The sequence below is a fragment of the Variovorax sp. GW460-12-1-14-LB1 genome, from assembly GCF_059423605.1.
The window spans coordinates 14,957-35,302 of record NZ_JBWKYF010000072.1; the positions used below are offsets into that span (position 1 = coordinate 14,957).

Genomic DNA, 20,346 nt, shown 5'->3' on the forward strand with positions numbered 1-20,346 from the left:
GAAATGTCGCTTTTTCATCGAAGGAATTCAAGTCAGAGTGAGCGTCCCTGCAATTTCTTCTGAAGGACCCTTTGATTTCCAACGATTTCGACGCTCGCCGCGCCGGCCTGCGCATGCCCGCCGAATGGGAGCCGATGGCCGCCACCTGGCTGGGCTGGCCGGTGCTCGACCACCGCGAAACCCTGTGGGGCGCGCACTACGACGCGGTCTGCCGCGCGTTCGGCCTGCTGGCGCGCACCATCGCGCGCTACCAGCGCTGCATCGTGGCCGCGCACGCACCGCTGGCCGACGCGGCTCGCGCGGCCTGCGGCCCGCAGGTGCGCGTGGTGCCCATCGCGGCCGAAGACAACTGGCTGCGCGACTGCGGTCCGATCTTCCTCGTCGACGAACACCATGTCAGCCAAACGGCGGCGGGCTTCCGCTTCAACGCATGGGGCGAGAAGTACCACCCGCATGACGGCTGCCAGCGCGCCGCCGCGGACATCGCCGCGCTGGCCGGCGTGCCGCTGGTGCGTTCGGACATGGTGCTCGAAGGCGGCGCCTTCTACGTGGACGGGCAGGGCACGCTGCTCACCACCGAGAGCTGCCTGCTGCACCCCAACCGCAACCCGGGCCTGCGCAAAGCGGAGATCGAGGCCGAGCTGCGGCGCATGCTCGGTGTGCACAAGATCGTCTGGCTGCCGGGCCATGCGGCCGAGGTGGAGACCGACGGCCACATCGACGGCATCGCGTCGTTCATGGCGCCGGCCCGCATTCTTTTCAATGCGGCCGACCCCGACCAGGGCGACTACTTTCGCGCGATGCAGGAGAACCGCCGCGCGCTCGAACTGGCGACCGACGCGTGCGGCCGTCGCTTCGAGATCCTGGACCTGCCCGTGCCGCGCGACGTGCACAGCTACGGCAGCGCGCGCTTCTGCGACCTCTATTCGAACTACATCCTCGTCAACGGCGCGGTGATCTCGACCGCCTTCGGCGTGCCGCGCGATGCGCAGGCGCGCGAGGTGTTCGCGCGTGCGTTCCCGGGCCGCCGCGTCGAACTGCTGCCCATCGATGCGATCTCGCTGGGCGGTGGCGCCGTGCACTGCTCCACGCAGCAGCAGCCGATGCGGGGGAGTCGCCTGGCCGTGCGCGGCTTCTAGGGCGCGATCAGCTGCGACACCGTCGCCTGCAGCTGCGCCGGGTCCACCGGCTTGTGCAGCATCTGCCAGCCGCGCGCCGCCACGTCGCTCAGGCGGCGCGGATCGGTGTCGCCGCTCACGATCAGCGCGGGAATGCCATCGTCGTTGTATTCCTCGTGCAGGCGGTCGACCACGTCGATGCCGGTCTCGCCCGCGCGCAGGCGGTAGTCGCTGACGATCAGCGCCGGCTTGCCGGGCTGGCGCGCGGCGAGTGCCAGCAACTCGTCGCCGCCTTCGGCCGCGATCACCCGCAGGCCCCAGCTTTCGAGCAGCAGCTGCAGGCCCAGGCGGCTTTCGCCGTCGTCCTCGGCCACGAGCACCAAGCGGCCGGTGTCGGCCGGCAGCGGCGCGGGCGGCGCCTCGGGCGCGGGCAGCGCCTGGCGCGCCAGTGGCACCGTCACCGAGAACACCGTGCCCCGGCCCACGCGCGAGCGCAGCGCCAGCGGATGGCCCAGCAGCGCGGCCGTGCGGCGCACGATGGCCAGGCCCAGGCCCAGCCCCTTGGTGCGGTCGCGCTCGGGGTTGCCGAGCTGGTGGAACTCCCAGAACACCTGCTCCTGCTCGGTGGGTGGAATGCCGGGGCCGGTGTCCCACACCTCGATGCGCAGCGCGTCGGCGCCCGCGCGGCGGCAGCCGATGAGCACGCCGCCGCGCGCCGTGTAGCGGATCGCGTTCTCCACCAGGTTGCGCAGCACGCGGTCGAGCAGTGCGGGGTCGGAGTGCACCACGGCATCGCCCGCGCGCAAGCGCAGCGACAGCGTCTTGCCCGCCGCCTGCGGCGCGAACTCCAGCTGGATCTGGTCGAGCAGGCGTGCCAGCGCAAACGGCCGCGCCTTCACGCGCACCACGCCCGCGTCGAGCCGCGAGATGTTGAGCAGGCCTTCGAACAGCAGCCCCATCGCCGCGGCGGCGCGGCCGATGCTGTCGACCACGTGCCGGCTCGCCGCCGGCAGCGCCTGCCCGCGCAGCACGCCCACGAACAGGCTCAGCGCATGCACCGGCTGACGCAGGTCGTGGCTGGCCGCGGCAAGGAAGCGCGACTTGGCGAGGTCGCTGCGCTCGGCCGCGTCTTTTTCCAGGCGCAGCTGGCGCAGCAGGTAGAGGTTTTCGAAACGCAGCTCGAGCGAGTCGACCTGCGTGCGGTACATGCGTTGCGCGAAGGCCAGCGTGACGAACAGGTAGAGCACGCCGGCCGCCGACATCACGCGCAGCAGCACGTCGTCGAGCGTGGCCATCGCGAGGATCGCGGGCGCGAAGTACGTCACCTGGAAACCGTAGAGGAGCCCCAGGTCGATGCAGTAGGCATAGATCGCGCCCGTGCCCATGGTGAGCATCGCCACCACGATGAACATCTGCTGCGGCAGCGACACCTGCAGCATCCACACCGCCAGCGGCAGCCCCCACAGCAAGCCGCCGAGCACCGCGCCCACCATCGCGCCGCGTCGCCAGCGCCGCAGCGCGCCCGGGTCGTGCTCGGCATGCCGGTAGCGCGCCACCTGCCAGGCGCGCGCTGCCGTCAGCACCGCGTTGGCGCCGACCCAGGCCAGCAGCTGCTCGTGCGGCACGGCGCCCCACAGCGCCGCCACCACCAGCCCCGCCGTGAGCATCACGCCGAGCAGCGAGAACGGAAAGTTGCGTCGCAAGGCAGCCATGCGCGCGGCAAAGACGGGGTCGGCGGGCGTCGTGGGTGGGGTGGCGCTCATCGGTGTGTGAAGGGGGAGGAGGTGGGATCGCCGAAGGTGGCGATCTCAAGGTAACGCGTGGCGTGGGGGGCGTCATGGGACTTTAGTCCAATGCCTGCGCTTGCCCCGAGGCCGCGCAGGCGGCATGGCATCATCGTGCGCCGCTTCCCACCGCCCACCCATGTCCGCCGATTCCTTCGTCCGCCGCGTTCGCAGCCAGCTCGACCAGCTGTCCGCGACCGAACGCCAGCTTGCCGATTTCGTCCTGGAGTTTCCCGGCGAGCTGGCCAGCTATGCGGGCAATGAACTGGCGGAGCTGGCGGGCGTGTCGCCCTCCACGGTGAGCCGCTTCATCCGGCGCATCGGCTACGAGAACTACGAAGAGGCGCGGCGCCAGGTGCGCGAAGAAAAGCAGACGGGCTCGCCGCTGTTCCAGAACGCCACCGAAGCCTCCAAGCGCGGCCACCTCGTGGCCACGCACTTCCAGCAGTCGCAGGCCAACCTGGCGAGCACCTTCGAGCGCCTGAGCGACAAGCAGATGGCCGAGATCGTGAAGGCGATCATCGGCGCAGGGCAGGTGCTGATCTTCGGCACGCGCAGCAGCCACGCGTTTGCGCTGTACCTGCGCTGGCAGATCATCCAGGTGGTGCCGCGCGTCACCGCCATTCCGGGCCCCGGCGAGACGCTGGCCGAGCACCTGGCGGGGTTGGGCGAGCGCGACTGCGTGATCGTGTTCGGCACGCGCCGCCAGACCCGCCAGCTCGACACCCTGCTCGCGGGCGCGCAGCGCGTCGGCGCGAAGATCGTCTACATCAGCGACCGCGCCTCGCCCGATTTCGCGGGCGCCACCTGGTCGCTGCAATGCGACTGCCGCGGCCCGGGGCTGCTCGACAACCACGCGGCCGTGATGGGCGTGTGCGACCTGATCGCCACGATGGTGATCGAGGCCGCCGGCTCGGCCGGGCGCAAGCGGCTGGCGGCGATCGAGCTGGGGCACGAGGAAAACGGCGAGCTCTAGAAGGCCGCGCGGCCTCCGTGCCGGTTACTTCGCCGCTTCGCTGCGCGGCAACTGCGTCTTCAACAACTGCGCCATCTCCTTCTTGCGCGCCGGCGGCAGCCGCGGCGTGATGGCGCCGAAGCTGATCGCGGCCAACGTGGTGGCCGACGCCGCGAACGTGCGCCCCACGCCCGACACCCCTTCGGTGAGCGTGTCCACGATGTCCGCATGGCCCGCCGCGCGCGTGCGCTTCACGGCCTGCTTCATGCGCTCGCGGGTGAAGCCGGCCTGCGCGTACTCGGCGGTGTGGCGCTCGAGGATGCGGTCGATCTCGGCGTCGGTGAGCGCGGCCATCAGCGCCAGCCCGCCCGCGCCCAGGCCCAGCAGGCGCCGCCCGCCGACGTCGGTGGTGAACACCTTCACCGGAAAGTGCCCTTCCTCGCGGTGCAGGCACACGCAGTAGTCGCCCTGGCGGATCACGAGGAACACGGTGTCGCCCGACATGCGCGCGAGCTTTTGCATGAGCGCGCGGCACGAGTCCACCAGCGGCACGCGCCGCATCGAGGCGAAGCCCAGCTGCATGGCGTCGATGCCCAGGCGGTAGGCCTTGCCGTCGGGGTCGCGCTCGGCGAACTGTTCCTCGGCCAGGCATGAGAGCAGGCGGTGCACGGTCGAGCGCTCCAGCCCCGAGGCGGCGATCACTTCGGTGAGCTTGATGCCTTCCTCGTGGTGCTCGGCCAGCAGACGCAGCAACTGCAGGGCGCGCCGCAGGCTCTGGGCGCCGGCGGTCTCTCTGGGTTCGTCCATATAGTGGGAAAAATTGGAATTAGTGTTTGGGATGCAGGAATTTCGAAGTCTAAACTGCCCCCGCCCCAGACACAGACCCGGAGACACACGATGGCGTACGACACCCTCGAAATCGAACACCACGGCGCCGTGCGCCGCATCCTGCTGGCCCGCGACGCCCAGCGCAATGCCCAGAGCCAGCAGATGCTGGACGAGCTCATGGCCGCCTTCGACGACGCCGCGCGCGACGACACGGTGAACGCCGTGGTGCTCGGCGGCAAGGGCGCGCACTTCTCGGCCGGCCACGACCTCAAGCAGGCGCAGGCTGAGCGCGCCAACTTCACCGTGGAAGAGCGCTGGGCCTACGAAGAGCTGCGCTACTTCGACTACTCGATGCGCATCTGGGACTTTCCCAAGCCCACCATCGCGCAGGTGCAGGGCGCCTGCGTGGCGGGCGGCTTCATGATCGCCAACATGTGCGACCTGGTGGTCGCGGGCGAGTCGGCCTTCTTCAGCGACCCCGTGGGCCACACGCTGGGCGCGGCGGCCACCGAGGTGCTGATCCACCCCTGGGTGATGGGCGCGCGCAAGGCCAAGGAAATGCTCTACACCGGCGGCAAGCTGTCGGCGCAGGAGGCCCAAGCGATCGGCATGGTGAACCGCGTGGTGCCCGATGCCGAGCTGGCCGACGCCGCATTGGCGCTGGCGCAGCAGATCGCCAAGGCGCCGCCGTTCGGGCTGCGCCTGATCAAGCGTTCGATCAACCGCACGCTCGACGCGCAGGGCCTGCGCACCGCGCTGGCCGCGCACTTCGACACGCACCAGCTCTCGCACCTGAGCGAGGGCTTTCTCACGGCCCGCGACCGTGGCCTGGCTTCGGCCATCCAGAAGAACCCCGCCTCCGCCTGAACGAAGATGACTTTGCACCGTCTCGAACCCCTGCTGAACCCGGCCTCCATCGCCGTGGTCGGCGCCAGCGGCAATGCCGCGCGCATCGGCGGCATGCCGCTCGCGCACCTCACGACATTCGGCTACCGGGGCGCGATCTACCCGATCAACCCGAAGTACGAAGAAGTCTTCGGCCTGCGCTGCTGGCCCGACCTCGAAGCGCTGCCCGCCGCGCCCGACCTGGTGGTCCTCGCACTGGCCGCGGCCGAGGTCACGCCGATGCTCAGGCGCTGCCAGGCGCGCGGCGTGCGCGCGGTCATCGTGTATGCCGCGGGCTTTGCCGAAGCCGGTGACGCGGGCGCCGCGCTGCAGGCCGAGCTGGAGGCTTTCGTGGCCACCACCGACATGGTGGTCGCGGGCCCGAACGCGATGGGCTTCGCCAACCTCAACACGCAGGCCCACACCAACTTTGCCTCGGTGTTCAACACCGCGCCGATGCAGCAGGGCCCGGGCCGCGTGAGCCTGCTCACGCAAAGCGGCAACGTGTGCGCCGCGGTGTACGCCATTGCGCGCCGGCTGGGCGTGGACTTCAGCCACTTCATCAACACCGGCAACGAGGCCTGCGTGGACTTCGCGCAGTACCTGGAGTACCTGGCGCAGGACGACGCCACCGAAGTGGGCATCGGCTACATCGAGGAGCTGCGCGACGGCCCGCGCTTCATGGAGGCCGCGGCCGAGTTCGTGCGGCGCGACAAGCTGCTCATCCTCTACAAGGCCGGCGAAACCGAGAAGGGCTCCGAGGCCGTGCGCTCGCACACCTCGGCGCTGGCGGGCGACCAGCAGATTTACCAGGCCGCGTTTCGCCAGCTCAACATCATCCAGAGCCACGACTTCGCGCAGATGGCGCAGCTCGCGCACCTGGCCGGCTACCGGCAGCGCAGCGCGGGCAAGCGCGTGGCGATCATCACGATCTCGGGCGCGCTGGGCGCGATCCTGGCCGACAAGTTCATCGGCCAGGGGCTCGACGTGCCCACGCTGCCGCAGCCGCTGCAAGACCAGCTGCGCGCCGGCATTCCCGACTACGGCATGGTCTCCAACCCGGTCGATGTGACGGGCAACGTGGTGAACGACCCCGGCTTCGTGCGCACCGCGATGGAAGCGCTGGCCGTGTCCGACGCCATCGACGCCATCGTGGTCTACGCGCCGGGCTACATGCTCGACCGCATGGCCGACGACCTGTGCGCCGTGGCGGACAAGCACCCGCGCCTGATCGTCGCGATCGACACCGGCGCGGCGAAGACGCGCGAGCAACTGCGCGCGGGCGGCGTGCCGGTGTTCGAGGACATCGGCGTGGCCGTGTCGGCGCTGTCGCCCTTCCTGCTGTGGCAGGAGCGGCGCAAGCACAACCCCTGGCTGCAGGTGCGCAGCCAGCCTGCGCCCGCGCGCGCCACGCTGGCAGGCCGCGCCGACGAGCACACCACCAAGCGCTACCTCGCGGAATTCGGCGTGCAGCCGGTCGACGAGGCCGTGGCGCGCACAGCGGACGAAGCCGCGGCCGTGGCCGGGCGGCTGGGCTTTCCGGTCGTGCTCAAGGTGCTCAGTGCCGACATCGCGCACAAGACCGAGGCCGGCGGCGTGCGCCTGCGCCTGGGCAACGCGCAGGAGGTGCGCAAGGCCTTCGACGAAGTGATGGCCTCGGCGCGCGCCTATGCGCCCACGGCGCAGATCGACGGCGCGCTGCTGCAGAAGATGGAAGCCGGGCAGGCCGAACTCATCCTCGGCGCCACGCGCGACCCGGTGTTCGGCATGACGCTGACCGTGGGCCTGGGTGGCGTGCTCACCGAGCTGTACAAGGACGTGAGCCACCGCGTGCTGCCGGTCGACGAAGCGATGGCGCGCGACATGCTGGGCGAGCTCAAGGCCTTTCCGCTGCTCACCGGCTACCGCGGCCGGCCGCTGGGCGACGTCGAGGCCGCGTGCCGCGCCATCGCCGGGTTTTCACGCGCCGTGCTGGCGCTGCAGGAACAGGCAGACGAGGTCGAGGTCAACCCGCTGCTCGTGAAGGAACAGGGCCAGGGCGTGCGCGCGCTCGACGCGCTGGTCCTGGCTTCGTAAGACACAACCACAACCATCGACAGAGACAGGAGACATCCCATGTTCAAGAAAGCACTGGCCTGCGTGGCCCTGGCCGCCGCCGCTTTGGCGGGCGGAACTGCCGCGGCGCAGACCTACCCGACCAAGCCCGTCACGCTCGTCGTGCCGTTCTCGCCCGGCGGCGCGGCCGACATCATGTCGCGCCTGCTGGCCGAGCGCCTGCACAAGCGCCTGGGCCAGCCCGTGCTGGTGGAGAACAAGCCCGGTGCCGGCACCATGATCGCGTCGGAGTACGTGGCCAAGGCCGCGCCCGATGGCCACACGCTGCTGCTCGCGGCCTCGTCGCTGGGCATCGCGCCCAGCCTGTACAGCAAGGTCAACTACGACCCGGTGAAAGACTTCGCGCCGGTCTCGCAGGTGGCCTCGGTGGTGCACGTGCTGGTGGTGCATCCGAGCATTCCGGCGAAGAACGTGGGCGAGCTCGTGAGCTGGCTCAAGGCCAACCCCAACAAGGCCAACTACGGCTCGGTGGGTGCGGGCACGTCGACGCACCTGGAGGCCGAGCTCTTCAACAGCGTGGCCGGCGTGAAGATGCAGCACATCCCCTACAAGGGCAGCGCGCCCGCGCTCACCGACATGATCGGCGGCCAGCTGCAGGTGATGTTCGACGCCTACGCGTCCTCGGGCCCCTTCATCAAGGACGGCAAGGTGCGCCTGCTGGCCGTGACCACGGCGCAGCGTTCGCAGTCGCTGCCCGACACGCCCACCGTCGCCGAGTCGGGCCTGCCCGGCTACGAAGCCATGCCGTGGCTGGGTGTGGTCGCACCGGCCAAGACGCCCCCGGCGGTCGTGAACAAGCTGTACGACGAGCTGCAAGAGGTGCTCAAGGAGCCCGAGGTGAAGGACAAGTTCCGCAGCCTGGGCCTGGACATCATCGGCAACAAGCCCGACGAGTTCGCCGCGTTCCTGCGCAAGGACATCGTGAAGTGGGCCAAGGTCATCAAGGACTCTGGCGCAAAGGCCGACTGACACCCGCGATCCATCAGCAAGAACGAGAAAGCAGACAAGCATGCAAGTGGGTTACTCGGCGGAAGATGAAGCCTTCCGCCTCACGTTGCGCGACTGGTTCGAGACGCACTATCCGCGCTTCGTCGCCGCCTGGCCCGGGGGGGCGCCCGACGCCAACGAGCTGACCTGGCGCCGCGCCTGGGAAGACCACGTGTGCCAGGCCGGCTGGTCCGGCCTGGGCTGGCCCGAGGCCCACGGCGGCAAGGCCTGGCCGCTCACGCGGCAGGCCATCTTCCACGAGGAGCAGGCCCGCATCGGCGCGCCGCTGGGCGTGAACATCATCGGCCACGGCATCCTGGCGCCCACGCTGATCCACTTCGCGAGCGAGGCGCAGAAGGCACGCTACCTGCCGGGCATCCTGAGCAACCGCGAGATCTGGTGCCAGGGCTATTCCGAGCCTGGCGCGGGCTCCGACCTCGCGGCGCTGTCCACGCGCGCCGAGCGGCGTGGCGACCATTACGTGCTCAACGGCCACAAGGTGTGGACCTCGTTCGCACACATTGCCGACCACTGCTTCGTGCTCGCACGCACCGACGCCGCGGCCGCGCGCCACAAGGGCATCAGCTTCCTGCTGATCGACATGAAGAGCCCCGGCGTGCGCGTGGAACCCATCCGCCAGATCACGGGCGAGTCGGACTTCAACGAGGTCTTCTTCGAGGACGTGAAGGTGCCGCTCGACGCGCTGGTGGGCGAGGAGAACGGCGGCTGGCGCCTGGCGATGGCCGCCGCGAGCTTCGAGCGCGGCACCTACTTCATTCCGCGCCAGGTGCGCTTCACGCAGGAGCTGGGCGCGCTCACGCGGCTGGCGGCCGGCGTGCAAAGGGGCGGACGCCCCGCGCTCGACTGCCCGCACCTGCGGCGCGACCTCGCGCGGCTGGCGGTCGACAGCCATGTGCTCAAGCTCAAGTCATACCGCGCGCTCACGCACGCGATGCGCGGCGGGCCGCCGGGGCCCGAGGGTTCGTCGACCAAGCTGCACTGGAGCGAGTCGCACCAGAAGCTGCTCGCCACGGCCATGGAAGTGCTGGGCGAGCGCGCGCTGGCCGGCCCCGAGCCCACGGGCGCTGACCCGCAGGCCGCGGCCTGGGTGCGCGACTACCTGTGGACGCGCGCCGAAACCATCCTGGCGGGCACCTCCGAAGTGCAGCGCAACATCCTGGCCGAGCAGATGCTGGGCCTGCCCAAGAACTGATTGAAGACGACGACACGACCCGCCATGGATTTCGCATTGAACGACGAGCAGCAGATGCTGCACGCGTCGGCCCACCGTTTCTTCGCCGACCACCACCCGCTCGCGCGCGCACGGCGTGCCTTGCCCTGGACCGATGCCACGCAGCAGTCGCTGTGGGCCGACATGGCCGGCATGGGCTGGATGGCGCTGCTGGTGCCCGAGGTGCACGACGGTTTGGGGCTCGGCATGAGCGAGGCCTGCATCGTGGCCGAGGCCGCAGGCCAGCAACTGCTGAATCTGCCACTGGCCGGCAGCGCTGTGCTCTTGCCGCTGTGGTTGCAGGCCTGCGGCGATGCACCGCCCGATGCGTTGCGCGAGGGGGGGCGCGCGGCGATGGCGGGCGAGCGCGCCTTCCATTGCATCGCGCAGGGCGATGCATGGATCGACCACGCAGGGCAGGCGTCGGACCTCGTGGTGGTGCAGGGCTGGCATGACGACACCGTGCCGCTGCGCGTGGCGCTGCGGCCGATGCCCGAGGGCGCGGCATCCGATGCGCTCGATCCCACGTTGCGGCAGGCGCCGACGACTCTCGCGCCGTCACTCGCGTGGGAGACGCTGCCCATCGCCCCCGAAGCGCGTGCCCGCGTGCGCGCCGCCCACCGCGTCGCGCTGTCGGCGGAACTCGTGGGCGTCGCGCAGGCCGCACTCGACCTTGCCAGCGCCTACGCCCGCGAGCGCGTGCAGTTCGGCAAGCCCATCGGCAGCTACCAGGCCATCAAGCACCAGCTCGCCAACGCGTGGATGGGCGTGGACAACGCGCGCCTGGCCGTGCGCTACGCCGCCGCCGCGCTCGACGGCGGCCTGCCGGACTGGCGCTTTGCCTGCGCCGCGGCTGAGTTCACGGCCATCGAAGGCGTGCAGCAGGCCACGCGCACAGCCATCCAGGTGCATGGCGGCATGGGCTTCACCTGGGAGCACGACGCGCACCTGTACCTGAAGCGCGCGCAGCACCTGGCGACGCGCCTGGGCGGTGCGTCGCGCGCGCTGGACCAGGTCGAGGCGCTGGCCCTGGCCTGAGCGGCGTCAGGCCTGCGGCGCGGCAGCGTCCGCGCGCAGGCCATCGATCAGCAGCGACAGGCTCGCCCGGAACTCGGTCTCCGCATCGCTGGCCGTGGCGGCGGTGGCGATCTCGATCAGGTGCGGAAACCGGTCCGGCGGCAGGGCCTGGAAGCGCGCGATCGTGTCGTCGGGTGATTCGTCGGCCTGCAGCGTGAGCGGCCCGGCCAGCTCCGCCTGCGCGGCGCCCATGATGAGCGCGGACACCGCGCGAAAACCCACGAGCAGGCGGGCGCCGCTGCGGCCGCTCTGGGCCAGCGTGCGCAGCAGGGCTTCGGTCACTTCGAACACCGCGGGCGAGCGGCTGCGCTTCGTGAGGATCAGCGGAATCACATGGGGATGGTCGCGGATCACGCGCCACAGCGCGATCGCGATGTCCTCCAGCGCTTCGTGCCAGGGCAGGCGGTCGTCGGTTTCCCAGTGCACCTTGCCCAGCACCGCCTCGACCACCAGCATCTCCAGCTCCTCGCGCTGCGAGACGTAGTTGTAGAGCGTCATCGCGCCGGTTTCCAGCCGGCTCGCGAGCGCGCGCATGGTCAGGCCGGAGAGGCCGTCCGCATCGACCAGCGCCAGCGCGGCCTGCTGGAGCTGTTCACGGGTGAATTTGGCGGGACGTCCCACGCTTGACTCCGTTCTCGAAGGGGTTGTAAAGTAATAAGCGTACAGTGTACTTAAAAATCATAAGACGCTTTCCAGCCACCCGGCCCGGCGTCTTCGCAACCCTTCCTGAAGGATCATCGATGAAGTTCTCGCCCGGCGATGTGGTGCCTGCCACGGCCCTGGAAACGATCCACGGAAAGCCCTTGCAGCTGCCGGACGCCGGTTCGCGCTGGGTCCACCTGCAGTTTCGCCGCTTCGCGGGCTGCCCGGTCTGCAACTTCCATCTGCTGACCTTCGCCCGAAGGCAGGGCGAGCTGGCGGCGGCGGGCATCCGCGAGGTCGTGCTCTTTCACTCGTCCGCGCAGGAGATGCGCAAGTACCAGGCGCAGCTGCCGTTCGACTGCGTGGCCGACCCCGCCAAGGCGCACTACCGGCGCTTCGGCGTGGAGACCTCGCGGCTGGCGTTCCTGCATCCGCGCGTCTTCTGGAGCGGCCTGCGCTGGGTGCTCGCGACGGGCCGCTTCTACAGGAAGGCGGAGAACGGCATCACAGGTTTGCCGGCCGACGTGCTCATCGACGCGCGGGGCACCGTGGTCGCCGTCAAGTACGGCGGGCACGCGGACGACCATTGGGAGGTCGACGAGCTGCTGGCGCTGGCCGGCGCTGCGAGTTCCTAGACAGCGGCGCACGCCCACGGTGCGCGAGCGCACGCTGCAGGTGCGCTCGGGCGCCACTTGCCAGCCCAACCCCGGAGAACCCGTCTTCCAGGCCTGAAAACCACCCGGCATGAAGCTTGCAGACGCTCGCAACTGAATGAAATTTGAATTTCAACTATTCAAAGTAGGTGAAATCCATATGCCATTCAGGCGCGATGCCGCCTACGATGCGATCCGCGACACCGGGCTGCACCGCGCAAGCAAGCACTTCATTCCTTCTCAAGGGGTTTTTCCATGGCTGGACCTGCACTCTCCTCCGGGCCCGACTCGCCCCGAGTCGCGGAGCTCGATCGCGCGCTCGACACCATCGGCGTCACGCGCTCGCACCACACGATCATCTTTCTGATCCTCATCGGCTGCCTGTTCGATGCCTTCGAGCAGAACGCGGTCGGCATCGTCGGCCCGATGCTGCGCGAGCAGTGGGGGCTGAGCGCTTCCGACATCGGCTTCCTGAACACCGTCACCTTCGCTTGCGCGGCCATCGGACGGATCATTTCGGGCTTCATCGCCGACCGCTACGGCCGCCGCGTGATGCTGTCGATCGACCTGCTGCTGTTCACGCTCGGCGCGGGCATCTGCGCGATGGCGCCCAACTTCACGGTGATGGCGCTGGGCCGCGCGGTGGTGGGTTTCGGGCTGGGCGGCGAGATCGCCATTGCCGTGACCATGCTGGCCGAGTTCTGCTCGACCAAGTTCCGCGGCACGGCCGTGGGCATGGTGAACGTGGGCGCGGGCGGGCTGGGCAACTTCCTGGCGCCGGGCTTCGGCCTGCTGGTGTTCTGGATGTTCCCGGGCGACAACGCCTGGCGCTGGCTGTTCGCCTGCCTCATGGTGCCGGCGCTGCTGGGCGCCTTCTATCGCCGCTACATCCCCGAGACGCCGCGCTTCCTGCTGTCGCAGGGCCGCGTGAAGGAGACGAACGCGGTGCTGTCGCGCCTCGCCTCGGGGCGGCTGTCGGGCAAGCCGGCGGCGCCGCACCCCTACATCACCGACGACGGCACGCTGGCGCAGGCTGCGCGGCCGAAGGTGCGCGTGACCGAAATTTTCCGCGGCGCACTCGCGCGGCGCACGGTGCCGCTGTGCATCACGATCTGGATGACCTACGGCGCGCAGATCTCGGTGCTCACGCTGATGCCGACCATCCTCGTGACGCTGGGCTACAGCATGTCCAAGAGCCTGCTGTTCACGATGGTGATGCAGGGCGGCAGCCTGCTGGGCGCCATCGCGGCCTCGCTGCTGGGCTTTCACTTTCCGCGCAAGCGCGTGCTGACGGCCGGCGCCGTGTGCGCCTGCCTCGCGGCACTGACCATCGGCTTCGTGGCCAAGAGCATCGTCGTGATCCTCATCGCGGGCGCGGTGTTCCAGTTCTTCGTGTTGCTGCTGAACACCACCATCTGGATCTTCGCGCCCGAGCTGTACCCGACGCGCGTACGCGCCTTCGGCACGGCCTTCATCCTGGCCACGGGCACGGCGGCCGGCGCGCTGATGCCGCTGGTGGCAGGTCGCCTGTTCGACAGCTTCGGGCTGGTCGGCGTGTTCGGCCTGGCTGCCGCGATGTACGCGGTGTTCGTCGCCAGCGTGCAGTGCGTGCCCGAGACCTACGGCCAGTCGCCCGATGCGCTGCCGCTGCCCGGCGAAGCCGAGGCCGAAGACCGCGCACCGGGCGCGACGCTGGCCCGCTCGAACTGAACCGCGCACCGAACGATCTCCAAAGAAAGCGTTTTTCCGCATGCCCGACATCCTGCTCATCAACCCCAACGCCTCCGTCGCCACCACCGACATGATGGTCGGCATCGCGTCCGCCGAAGCGCCCGCCGGTTGCCGCGTGACCGGCCGCACGGCGGTGCAGGGCCCGCCGATGATCGTCAACGAAGACGAGCTGAACGCGGCCGCGCACGAGGTGCTGAAGGTGTGGCGCGCGGCGGCGGGCGAGGGCTGGGACGGCGTGATCGTCAGCGCCTTCGGCGACCCCGGCGTGGCGCTGTTGCGGCGCGAGGCCGGCGTGCCCGTGGTCGGCATCGCCGAAGCCTCGATGCTCGCGGCGGGCGAGGGCGGCCGCCGCTTCGGCATCGCCACCGTCACGCCCGACCTCGTGGCGCCCATCGAAGCGCGCGCCGCCGCGCTCGGGCTGGGCGCGCAGTTCAGCGGCATCCGCCTCACGCAGGGTGATCCGCGTGCGCTCGCGGCCGATGCGAAGGCGCTCGAAGAGGCCTTGGCGCAGGCCGTGCAGCGCTGCATCGACGACGACGGCGCGCAAGCTGTGATCATCGGCGGCGGTCCGCTCGGGCAGGCCGCACTCGCGCTCGCGCCGCGCTTCGAGGTGCCGGTGATCGCGCCGATCGGTGCCGCGATGCGGCTGCTGTGCTCGAAGCTCGCGGTCACACCCTAAGACGTTCGTCGCGGCGATGAGGTGCGAGGCGTTTTGGCAATGAACGCCTTCTAGAATGAAACGACACACTTGTCCGCAAACATCGGGCAAGCCGCATCGTTCGTTTTCTTTCTTGCATGCCTCACCTTCGACCGCGTTCCGCTTTCCTCGCTTTTCTTCTTCTCTCTTCCCTCGGCGCCGTCGCACAAACCGCGACACCCCAGCTGGTCCTCGTGCCGCATCACGAGCGCGCGCCGGAAACATCCCAGGCCCCCGCACTCGACCTTGCCGTGACGCGCTTCGCGGGCATGGCGTCGGGCTCGTACTACTGGCCCGAAGGCCTGCTGGCCGAGCAGCTGATCTCGGGCCTGGCCTCGCGCCCCGACCGCAAGCAGCAGGCGCTGCCTGACGGCCAACGACTGCTTTCGTCGTATCGCCGGCCCTACGACGGCGGCGAGCGCGCGGCCGTGCTGGTCGACGACCGCAGCGGTGACGTGCTGGCTGCCGCGCTGGTGCATCGCAGCTGCGGCAAGGACTCGTCGTCGAGCGGTTGCCTCGACGACCAGCATGCCGTGCTCTCGATCTTCCTGCGCCCCGGCTTCGACCGCACCAAGGCGCAACCACTGGTCGCATGGAGCCAGCAGGTTCCCGACCGCATGCAAGGCGGCGAGGGCGTGGGCGAGAAGATCGCCACGACCGAGTACCTCACGATGGACGCCGCACGCACCACGGCGCGTCCCATCGTGCGGCCCAACAAGGCCTTCTCCGCGCAGGTGCCGCTGTACCCCAAGGCGCTGATCTACGGCACCGCGCAGGACGCGCTGAGCGACGCCAAGGCCAAGCGCGTGCTGCGCCTGCAGACCGTCGACACGCCACAGCAGGTGCTGGCGTTCTACAAGCAGCTGTCGCCGCCGCTGAAGGACATCGAGTCCAGCGAGGGCTTCATCGCCGGCAGCCGCAACGGCCTGAGCTTCTCCGTCAGCACGACGGTCCCGCGCGACATGCCCGCGATCACGAACATCGAAGTGGAAATTTCCGAATGAAGAAGACCTTGATTCCGGCGGCGCTCGCGTCGCTGGTGTTCGCCTGCGCGCTCACGGCCCACGCACAAGACGCTGCGGCGCCCGTCACGACGGAACTGCCGCCGCCCACGCTGCGCCTCAGCGAGCAGACGCGCATCCGCAGTGCCGTGATCGGCCTGGTCGGCTACGCGCGCGGCAGCTACACCGAGCCCGACACGCTGATCGCGCAGCAGCTGCTCGAAGGTATGCGCTCGAAGTTCGACGTCACGCGCACCGTGTGGCCCGACGGCCGCCAGGTCATCGCGTCGGTCAGCGGCGGCGGCCACGGCGAAGAGCGCGCGGCGATGCTGATCGACGCCGACGGCCGCGTGCAGGCGGTGGGGCTGGTCAACGGCCACTGCCGCGCGGCCGCCAAGCGCGACGACCCCAAGGTGTGCAACCCCTTGCCGCAGACCGTGCTGTCGGTCTTCCAGCGTGCCGGTGCCAGCCAGGCCGACGCCGCGCCGCTCGTGGCCTGGAGCAAGCAGCTGCCGTCGTTCCTCGCGGCCATGGCCGACAGCGACGATCCGGCGGACGTGGCCGCCGCGCAGAAGATCGCCAGCGTCGAATACATCACCGGCCAGCCGGGCGTGCCGGGCTGGCGCGCCGAGCAGCTGCCGCCGGGCTTCCCGGCGTCGCTGCATCCGCTGCTGGTGCAGACGGCCGAGGTGAACAGCACCGCCAGCGCCGGCAAGATCGTGCTGCCCAAGGGGCTGGCCGGCCTGCCGATGCGCACGGCCTACCAGAGCGCCCAGCGCCCCGAGGCGCGGCTGCCCGACGCCGAGGTCACGCTGCGCAGCTACGAGCCGATCGCCAAGCTGGTCGACGCGTACCGCGAACTCGCCAAGGGCGCGACGCTGGACGAGGAGGGCCGCGAGGTCGTCTTCAACGGCACCGACGGCGCGGGCCGCTACAGCGTGCGCCTGCGCGACGCGAAGGAAACCGGCGTGTACATCACCGTGGCGAGCTGGAAGCGCAAGTAGCCGCGCCCCGCGTTGCATGGCCCTTTGCGGGCCGGATGTCAATCGGAGGATTCTTGCCGCCCCCCTGCGATGACACCGAGGCGGGCGGGGCAGGGTGCTCACGAGAATCGATGCATGACCGAGGCCGTCAGAGCCCGCCGCATCCACCTCGAGGAGACAACCACCATGCACCGCTCCCGTTCTCTCGCAGGCCTCGTTCGCCTGCTGCTTCGCACCACGGTCCTGTGGACGCTCGCAATGCTCGCGGCGCCCACGCTGGCCGCCTACAACCAGAGCCTCACGCGCACGCTGGACGCCGGCCAGATCTACGGCAAGGTCGCGGCCAACAACACGCACGCCTTCCTGGGCATTCCCTTCGCGCAGCCGCCCGTCGGCAACCTGCGCTGGCGCGCCCCGCAGCCGCCGCAGCCGTGGAGCGGCGCGCGCGCCGCGACCACGCTGGCCGGCATGTGCGCGCAGGTCGGCAACCCCTTCGGCGAGCCCGACCCGGCCACCTTCGGCCAGCCCGTGGGCACCGAAGACTGCCTGTACCTGAACGTGTGGCGGCCGAACTCCAGCGCCGAGAACCTGCCGGTGTTCTTCTGGATCCACGGCGGCAGCAACACCAAGGGCTCGGCGCGCGAGCCGGCCTACGACGGCGCCTACCTGGCGCAGAAGGCCAACATGGTGGTGGTCACCGTGCAGTACCGCATGGGCATGCTGGGCTGGCTGAACCATCCGGCCATGAAGACCGGCAACGCGCTGGACGACTCGGGCAACTTCACCACGCTGGACCTCGTGCGCGCGCTCGACTGGGTGAAGACCAACGCGCGCGCCTTCGGCGGCAACCCGGGGCAGGTGACGGTGGCGGGCCAGTCGGCCGGCTGCATCAACACCTGGGGCCTGCTGCAGTCGCCGCTGGCCGACGGCAAGTTCCACCGCGCGCTGTGCATGTCGGGCGTGCCCAATGCCTACCCGCCGGTGGTGGGCACGCTGGCGGCCGATTCGCTCATCGACAACCTGCTGGTCGACACCGGCCGCGCCTCGACCACGCTGCAGGCCGCGGCGCAGCGCGTGACCATGAGCGCCGCCGACATCGCCGCCTTGCTGCGCGGCGCGAGCGCGGCGCAGATCATGAAGTTCACGCCCAGCCCCGTGGTTCCGGGCCACTTCACCGACGGCACGGTGATCCGCGCGAGCGGCCTGCCCGGCCTGCTCGCGGGCAACTACAACAAGATGCCGCTGATGATCGGCTCCACGCACGACGAGGGCTCGTACTTCGCCTTCCTGTTCGGCATGGGCCAGCCCTCGCAGCAGGAGCTGTGGAACCTGAGCAACTACGCAGCGCCCGGCAGCGTCACCTTCAACCAGCTGATCAAGCCCGAGTTCCGGCCGATCTACACGCAGACGCATGAAGTGATCAGCTACGCGCTGGACAACGTGATCGACAACGTGATCCGCGTGCTGCGCCTGCAGAACGGCGACATCTACCGCTACAACTACAACTGGGACGACACGCCGCAACCCTGGAAGGACACCTTCGGCGCGTTCCACGGCATCGACGTGGCGGCGCTGTTCGGCAACTTCGTGACCGACGAGCCGAACTTCATGCGCTTTGCCTGGAGCTCCGCGAACGCAAGCAGCCGCAAGGCGCTGTCGGACAAGTTCATCGGCCACGCGGCGAGCTTTGCCCGCTACGGCGCACCGAGCCGCATGTTCGACGGCCAGACGACCTGGAACAACTGGACCAACTTCGTGTGCCTGCTGTGCAGCAAGCGCATGGTCTTCGACAACCAGCCGCGCATGTCGGCCGACGACTACCTGTTCTTCTGGCCGCGCTATTCGCTGCTGTCGCCGCAGCAGCGCGAGTTCCTGTTTCAGCAGATCGACTTCAACGCGCTGCCCGAGTCCGTCGACCCGCTGCGCGGCGGCACCCGCTGAGGTCCTGAAAAAAGCGAGCTACTGGATGATCCCGTGGCGCACGGCATAGAGCACCAGCTCTGCCGTGCTGGCCACGCCCAGCTTGTCGAGGATGTTGCTGCGGTGCGTGCTCACGGTCTTCACGCTGATGAGCATCTCGTCGCCGATGGCGGTGAGCGACAGGCCCTTGAGCATCATGAGCATGATCTGGTGCTCGCGCACCGTGAGCCGCTGGTGCGCGGGGCGGTCGTCGCGGCCTTCGAGCTGGCCGCTGACCTGCGAGGCGGCGCGCGCGCTCAGGTACTGGCCGCCGGCCGCCACGCAGCGGATCGCGCGCACCAGTTCGGCGGGCTCGGCATCTTTCGCGATGTAGCCGCGCGCGCCGGCCTGGATGGCGACCAGCGCGTACTGTTCCTCGGCGTACATCGACAGCATGAGCACCGGCAGCGCGGGCTGCAGCGCGCGGATCGAGGCCAGCACCTCCAGGCCGTTGCGGCCTTCCATGTTGATGTCCAGCAGCACCACGTCGAAGCGGCGCTGGCGTACCAGCTCGAGCGCCTCGGCGCCGTTGCCGGCCTCGGCCGTGGTGCGCAGGTCGGTCTCGTCGAGCAGCAGCCGCTGCAGGCCCGAGCGGAAGATCGTGTGGTCGTCGACCATCAGGATGTCGATCATGCCGGGCCGTTCTCCGGCTGCAGCAGCGGCACGCTCAGCGCCAGGCGCGTGCCCGCGCCGGGCGCCGCGTGGATGTGCAGCTCGCCACCGATCTCGCGCGCGCGTTCGCGCATGCTCAGAAGGCCCAGCGCGCTGCCCTCGGGCGCGTCGGGGTCGAAGCCGCAGCCGTCGTCGTGCAGCGCGAGCCGCAGGCGCTCGCCGTCCACGCGCAGCCGCACGTCCACGCGCTGCGCCTTCGCATGGCGCAGGACGTTCGTCAGGCCTTCCTGGAAGATGCGGTAGACCGCGGTGGCCTGCTTGGGCGCGAGCCGCAGCGCGGGCGCGTCGGTGTCCAGCGAATGCAGCACGCCCGAGCGGCGCGTGAAGGCCTGCAGCTCGTGGGCCAGCGCCACCGACAGGTCGAGGTGGTCGAGTGCGCTGGGGCGCAGCGCCTCCGAGATCTGCTTGACCGTGTCGATGGTCTGCTGCGTGAGCGCGATCAGGCCCTGCGTGAGCGCCTGCACCTCGGGGTTGTCGGCGCGGCGCTGGATGCGCGTGGCGTCCATCTTGATCGAGGTCAGCATGCCGCCGAGCACGTCGTGCACGTCACGCGACAGCGCCAGCCGCTGCTCCTCGAGCTTGTTGGCGGTGTAGGCCGCCAGGGCCTGCAGCTGCTCGCGCGAGCGCTGGCGTTCTTCCTCGTTGCGCACGCGGTCGGTCACATCCACGCCCACGCCCATCACGGCCGGGCGGCCCCGGTGCTCGATGCGCGAGCCGTGGACTTCGACGAAGCGCACGCGCCCGTCGCGGTGCAGGCCGCGCGTGATGAAGTGCATGCTCGGCGGATTGCCCGCCAGCCGGATGCGGATGCGCGAGCGCACGACTTCCACGAAGTCGGGCGGCACGATCTCGGCCAGCGACATGCCGGTCATTTCCTCTGCGGTGTAGCCCACGATGGCGGCCCAGGTCGCGTTGCAGTAGACGAAGCGGTCGTCCTGGATCACGTAGATGCCCGCCACCGCCTGTTCGACGATGGTGTCGAAGGGCATGTCCTGCAGGCTCTCGCGGGCGGGTGCTGTCATGGGGGC

General features: G+C 69.8%; 18 protein-coding genes. 13 read left to right on the plus strand and 5 right to left on the minus strand.

Features of this window, described 5'->3' with window-relative positions:
* The first annotated feature begins 71 nt into the window (after positions 1-71).
* Positions 72-1,139, plus strand: a complete 1,068-nt coding sequence (locus AC07Y4_RS26900; protein ID WP_487849173.1) for an agmatine deiminase family protein — start codon at positions 72-74, stop codon at positions 1,137-1,139.
* Here the strand turns inward: AC07Y4_RS26900 and AC07Y4_RS26905 are convergent.
* Positions 1,136-2,881 (minus strand): ATP-binding response regulator, encoded by a 1,746-nt coding sequence (locus AC07Y4_RS26905; RefSeq protein ID WP_487849172.1) that lies wholly within the window; start codon positions 2,879-2,881, stop codon positions 1,136-1,138. The two genes, AC07Y4_RS26900 and AC07Y4_RS26905, sit on opposite strands and share 4 nt — an antisense overlap.
* Positions 2,882-3,041: 160 nt before the next feature.
* Here AC07Y4_RS26905 and AC07Y4_RS26910 point away from each other — a divergent pair, with 160 nt between their 5' ends.
* Entirely contained in the window at positions 3,042-3,878 is an 837-nt protein-coding gene (locus AC07Y4_RS26910; RefSeq protein ID WP_062480494.1) for a MurR/RpiR family transcriptional regulator, read from the plus strand.
* A 24-nt stretch (positions 3,879-3,902) separates the two neighbouring features.
* On the opposite strand, the gene AC07Y4_RS26915 is transcribed toward AC07Y4_RS26910, so the two are convergent.
* A complete protein-coding gene (locus AC07Y4_RS26915; RefSeq protein WP_095947330.1) occupies positions 3,903-4,664 on the minus strand; it encodes an IclR family transcriptional regulator in 762 nt (253 codons plus the stop codon).
* A 90-nt stretch (positions 4,665-4,754) separates the two neighbouring features.
* Between AC07Y4_RS26915 and AC07Y4_RS26920 the strand changes: the two genes are divergently transcribed.
* The 5 genes from AC07Y4_RS26920 to AC07Y4_RS26940 are packed head-to-tail and all read left to right on the plus strand — an operon-like array spanning position 4,755 to position 10,941.
* On the plus strand, positions 4,755-5,552 hold the full coding sequence (locus tag AC07Y4_RS26920) for an enoyl-CoA hydratase (protein ID WP_062480497.1): 798 nt from the start codon (positions 4,755-4,757) through the stop codon (positions 5,550-5,552).
* Positions 5,553-5,558: 6 nt separating this feature from the next.
* Positions 5,559-7,646 carry an acetate--CoA ligase family protein gene (locus tag AC07Y4_RS26925; RefSeq protein WP_487849171.1) on the plus strand — a complete coding sequence of 696 codons (2,088 nt, stop codon included), beginning with the start codon at positions 5,559-5,561 and terminating at the stop codon, positions 7,644-7,646.
* 39 nt (positions 7,647-7,685) lie between these two features.
* Positions 7,686-8,654, plus strand: coding sequence for a tripartite tricarboxylate transporter substrate binding protein (locus tag AC07Y4_RS26930; RefSeq protein WP_487849170.1), 969 nt, complete (start codon positions 7,686-7,688; stop codon positions 8,652-8,654).
* A gap of 40 nt (positions 8,655-8,694) precedes the next feature.
* Positions 8,695-9,885: an acyl-CoA dehydrogenase family protein gene (locus tag AC07Y4_RS26935; protein ID WP_487849169.1), complete on the plus strand. Its 1,191-nt coding sequence runs from the start codon at positions 8,695-8,697 to the stop codon at positions 9,883-9,885.
* A 24-nt stretch (positions 9,886-9,909) separates the two neighbouring features.
* On the plus strand, positions 9,910-10,941 hold the full coding sequence (locus AC07Y4_RS26940; RefSeq protein WP_487849168.1) for an acyl-CoA dehydrogenase family protein: 1,032 nt from the start codon (positions 9,910-9,912) through the stop codon (positions 10,939-10,941).
* Positions 10,942-10,947: 6 nt separating this feature from the next.
* Here the strand turns inward: AC07Y4_RS26940 and AC07Y4_RS26945 are convergent, their stop codons facing one another.
* On the minus strand, positions 10,948-11,601 hold the full coding sequence (locus AC07Y4_RS26945; protein WP_159277479.1) for a TetR/AcrR family transcriptional regulator: 654 nt from the start codon (positions 11,599-11,601) through the stop codon (positions 10,948-10,950).
* Between the two features lie 119 nt (positions 11,602-11,720).
* Here AC07Y4_RS26945 and AC07Y4_RS26950 point away from each other — a divergent pair, with 119 nt between their 5' ends.
* The 6 genes from AC07Y4_RS26950 to AC07Y4_RS26975 all read left to right on the plus strand — a co-directional run bounded on the left by AC07Y4_RS26950 (position 11,721) and on the right by AC07Y4_RS26975 (position 18,628).
* The gene (locus AC07Y4_RS26950) at positions 11,721-12,257 is read left to right on the plus strand and encodes a peroxiredoxin-like family protein (RefSeq protein ID WP_062480509.1); all 537 of its coding nucleotides are present in this window, start codon (positions 11,721-11,723) and stop codon (positions 12,255-12,257) included.
* Between the two features lie 273 nt (positions 12,258-12,530).
* Entirely contained in the window at positions 12,531-13,985 is a 1,455-nt protein-coding gene (locus AC07Y4_RS26955; protein ID WP_139703123.1) for an MFS transporter, read from the plus strand.
* Between the two features lie 40 nt (positions 13,986-14,025).
* Positions 14,026-14,685 carry an aspartate/glutamate racemase family protein gene (locus AC07Y4_RS26960; RefSeq protein ID WP_390344957.1) on the plus strand — a complete coding sequence of 220 codons (660 nt, stop codon included), beginning with the start codon at positions 14,026-14,028 and terminating at the stop codon, positions 14,683-14,685.
* Positions 14,686-14,897: 212 nt separating this feature from the next.
* A complete protein-coding gene (locus AC07Y4_RS26965) occupies positions 14,898-15,707 on the plus strand; it encodes a hypothetical protein (protein ID WP_495275369.1) in 810 nt (269 codons plus the stop codon).
* On the plus strand, positions 15,704-16,708 hold the full coding sequence (locus AC07Y4_RS26970) for a hypothetical protein (protein ID WP_487849166.1): 1,005 nt from the start codon (positions 15,704-15,706) through the stop codon (positions 16,706-16,708). Before AC07Y4_RS26965 ends, AC07Y4_RS26970 begins: the two co-directional genes overlap by 4 nt.
* Before the next feature lie 165 nt (positions 16,709-16,873).
* Complete coding sequence (locus AC07Y4_RS26975; protein ID WP_487849165.1) at positions 16,874-18,628, plus strand: carboxylesterase/lipase family protein; 1,755 nt, start codon at positions 16,874-16,876, stop codon at positions 18,626-18,628.
* A gap of 18 nt (positions 18,629-18,646) precedes the next feature.
* On the opposite strand, the gene AC07Y4_RS26980 is transcribed toward AC07Y4_RS26975, so the two are convergent.
* Together AC07Y4_RS26980 and AC07Y4_RS26985 are read right to left on the minus strand one after the other, a co-directional pair.
* Positions 18,647-19,279: a response regulator gene (locus AC07Y4_RS26980; RefSeq protein WP_062476788.1), complete on the minus strand. Its 633-nt coding sequence runs from the start codon at positions 19,277-19,279 to the stop codon at positions 18,647-18,649.
* On the minus strand, positions 19,276-20,346 hold a 1,071-nt coding region (locus tag AC07Y4_RS26985), incomplete at its 5' end, for a sensor histidine kinase (protein ID WP_495275370.1). The genes AC07Y4_RS26980 and AC07Y4_RS26985, both read right to left, overlap by 4 nt.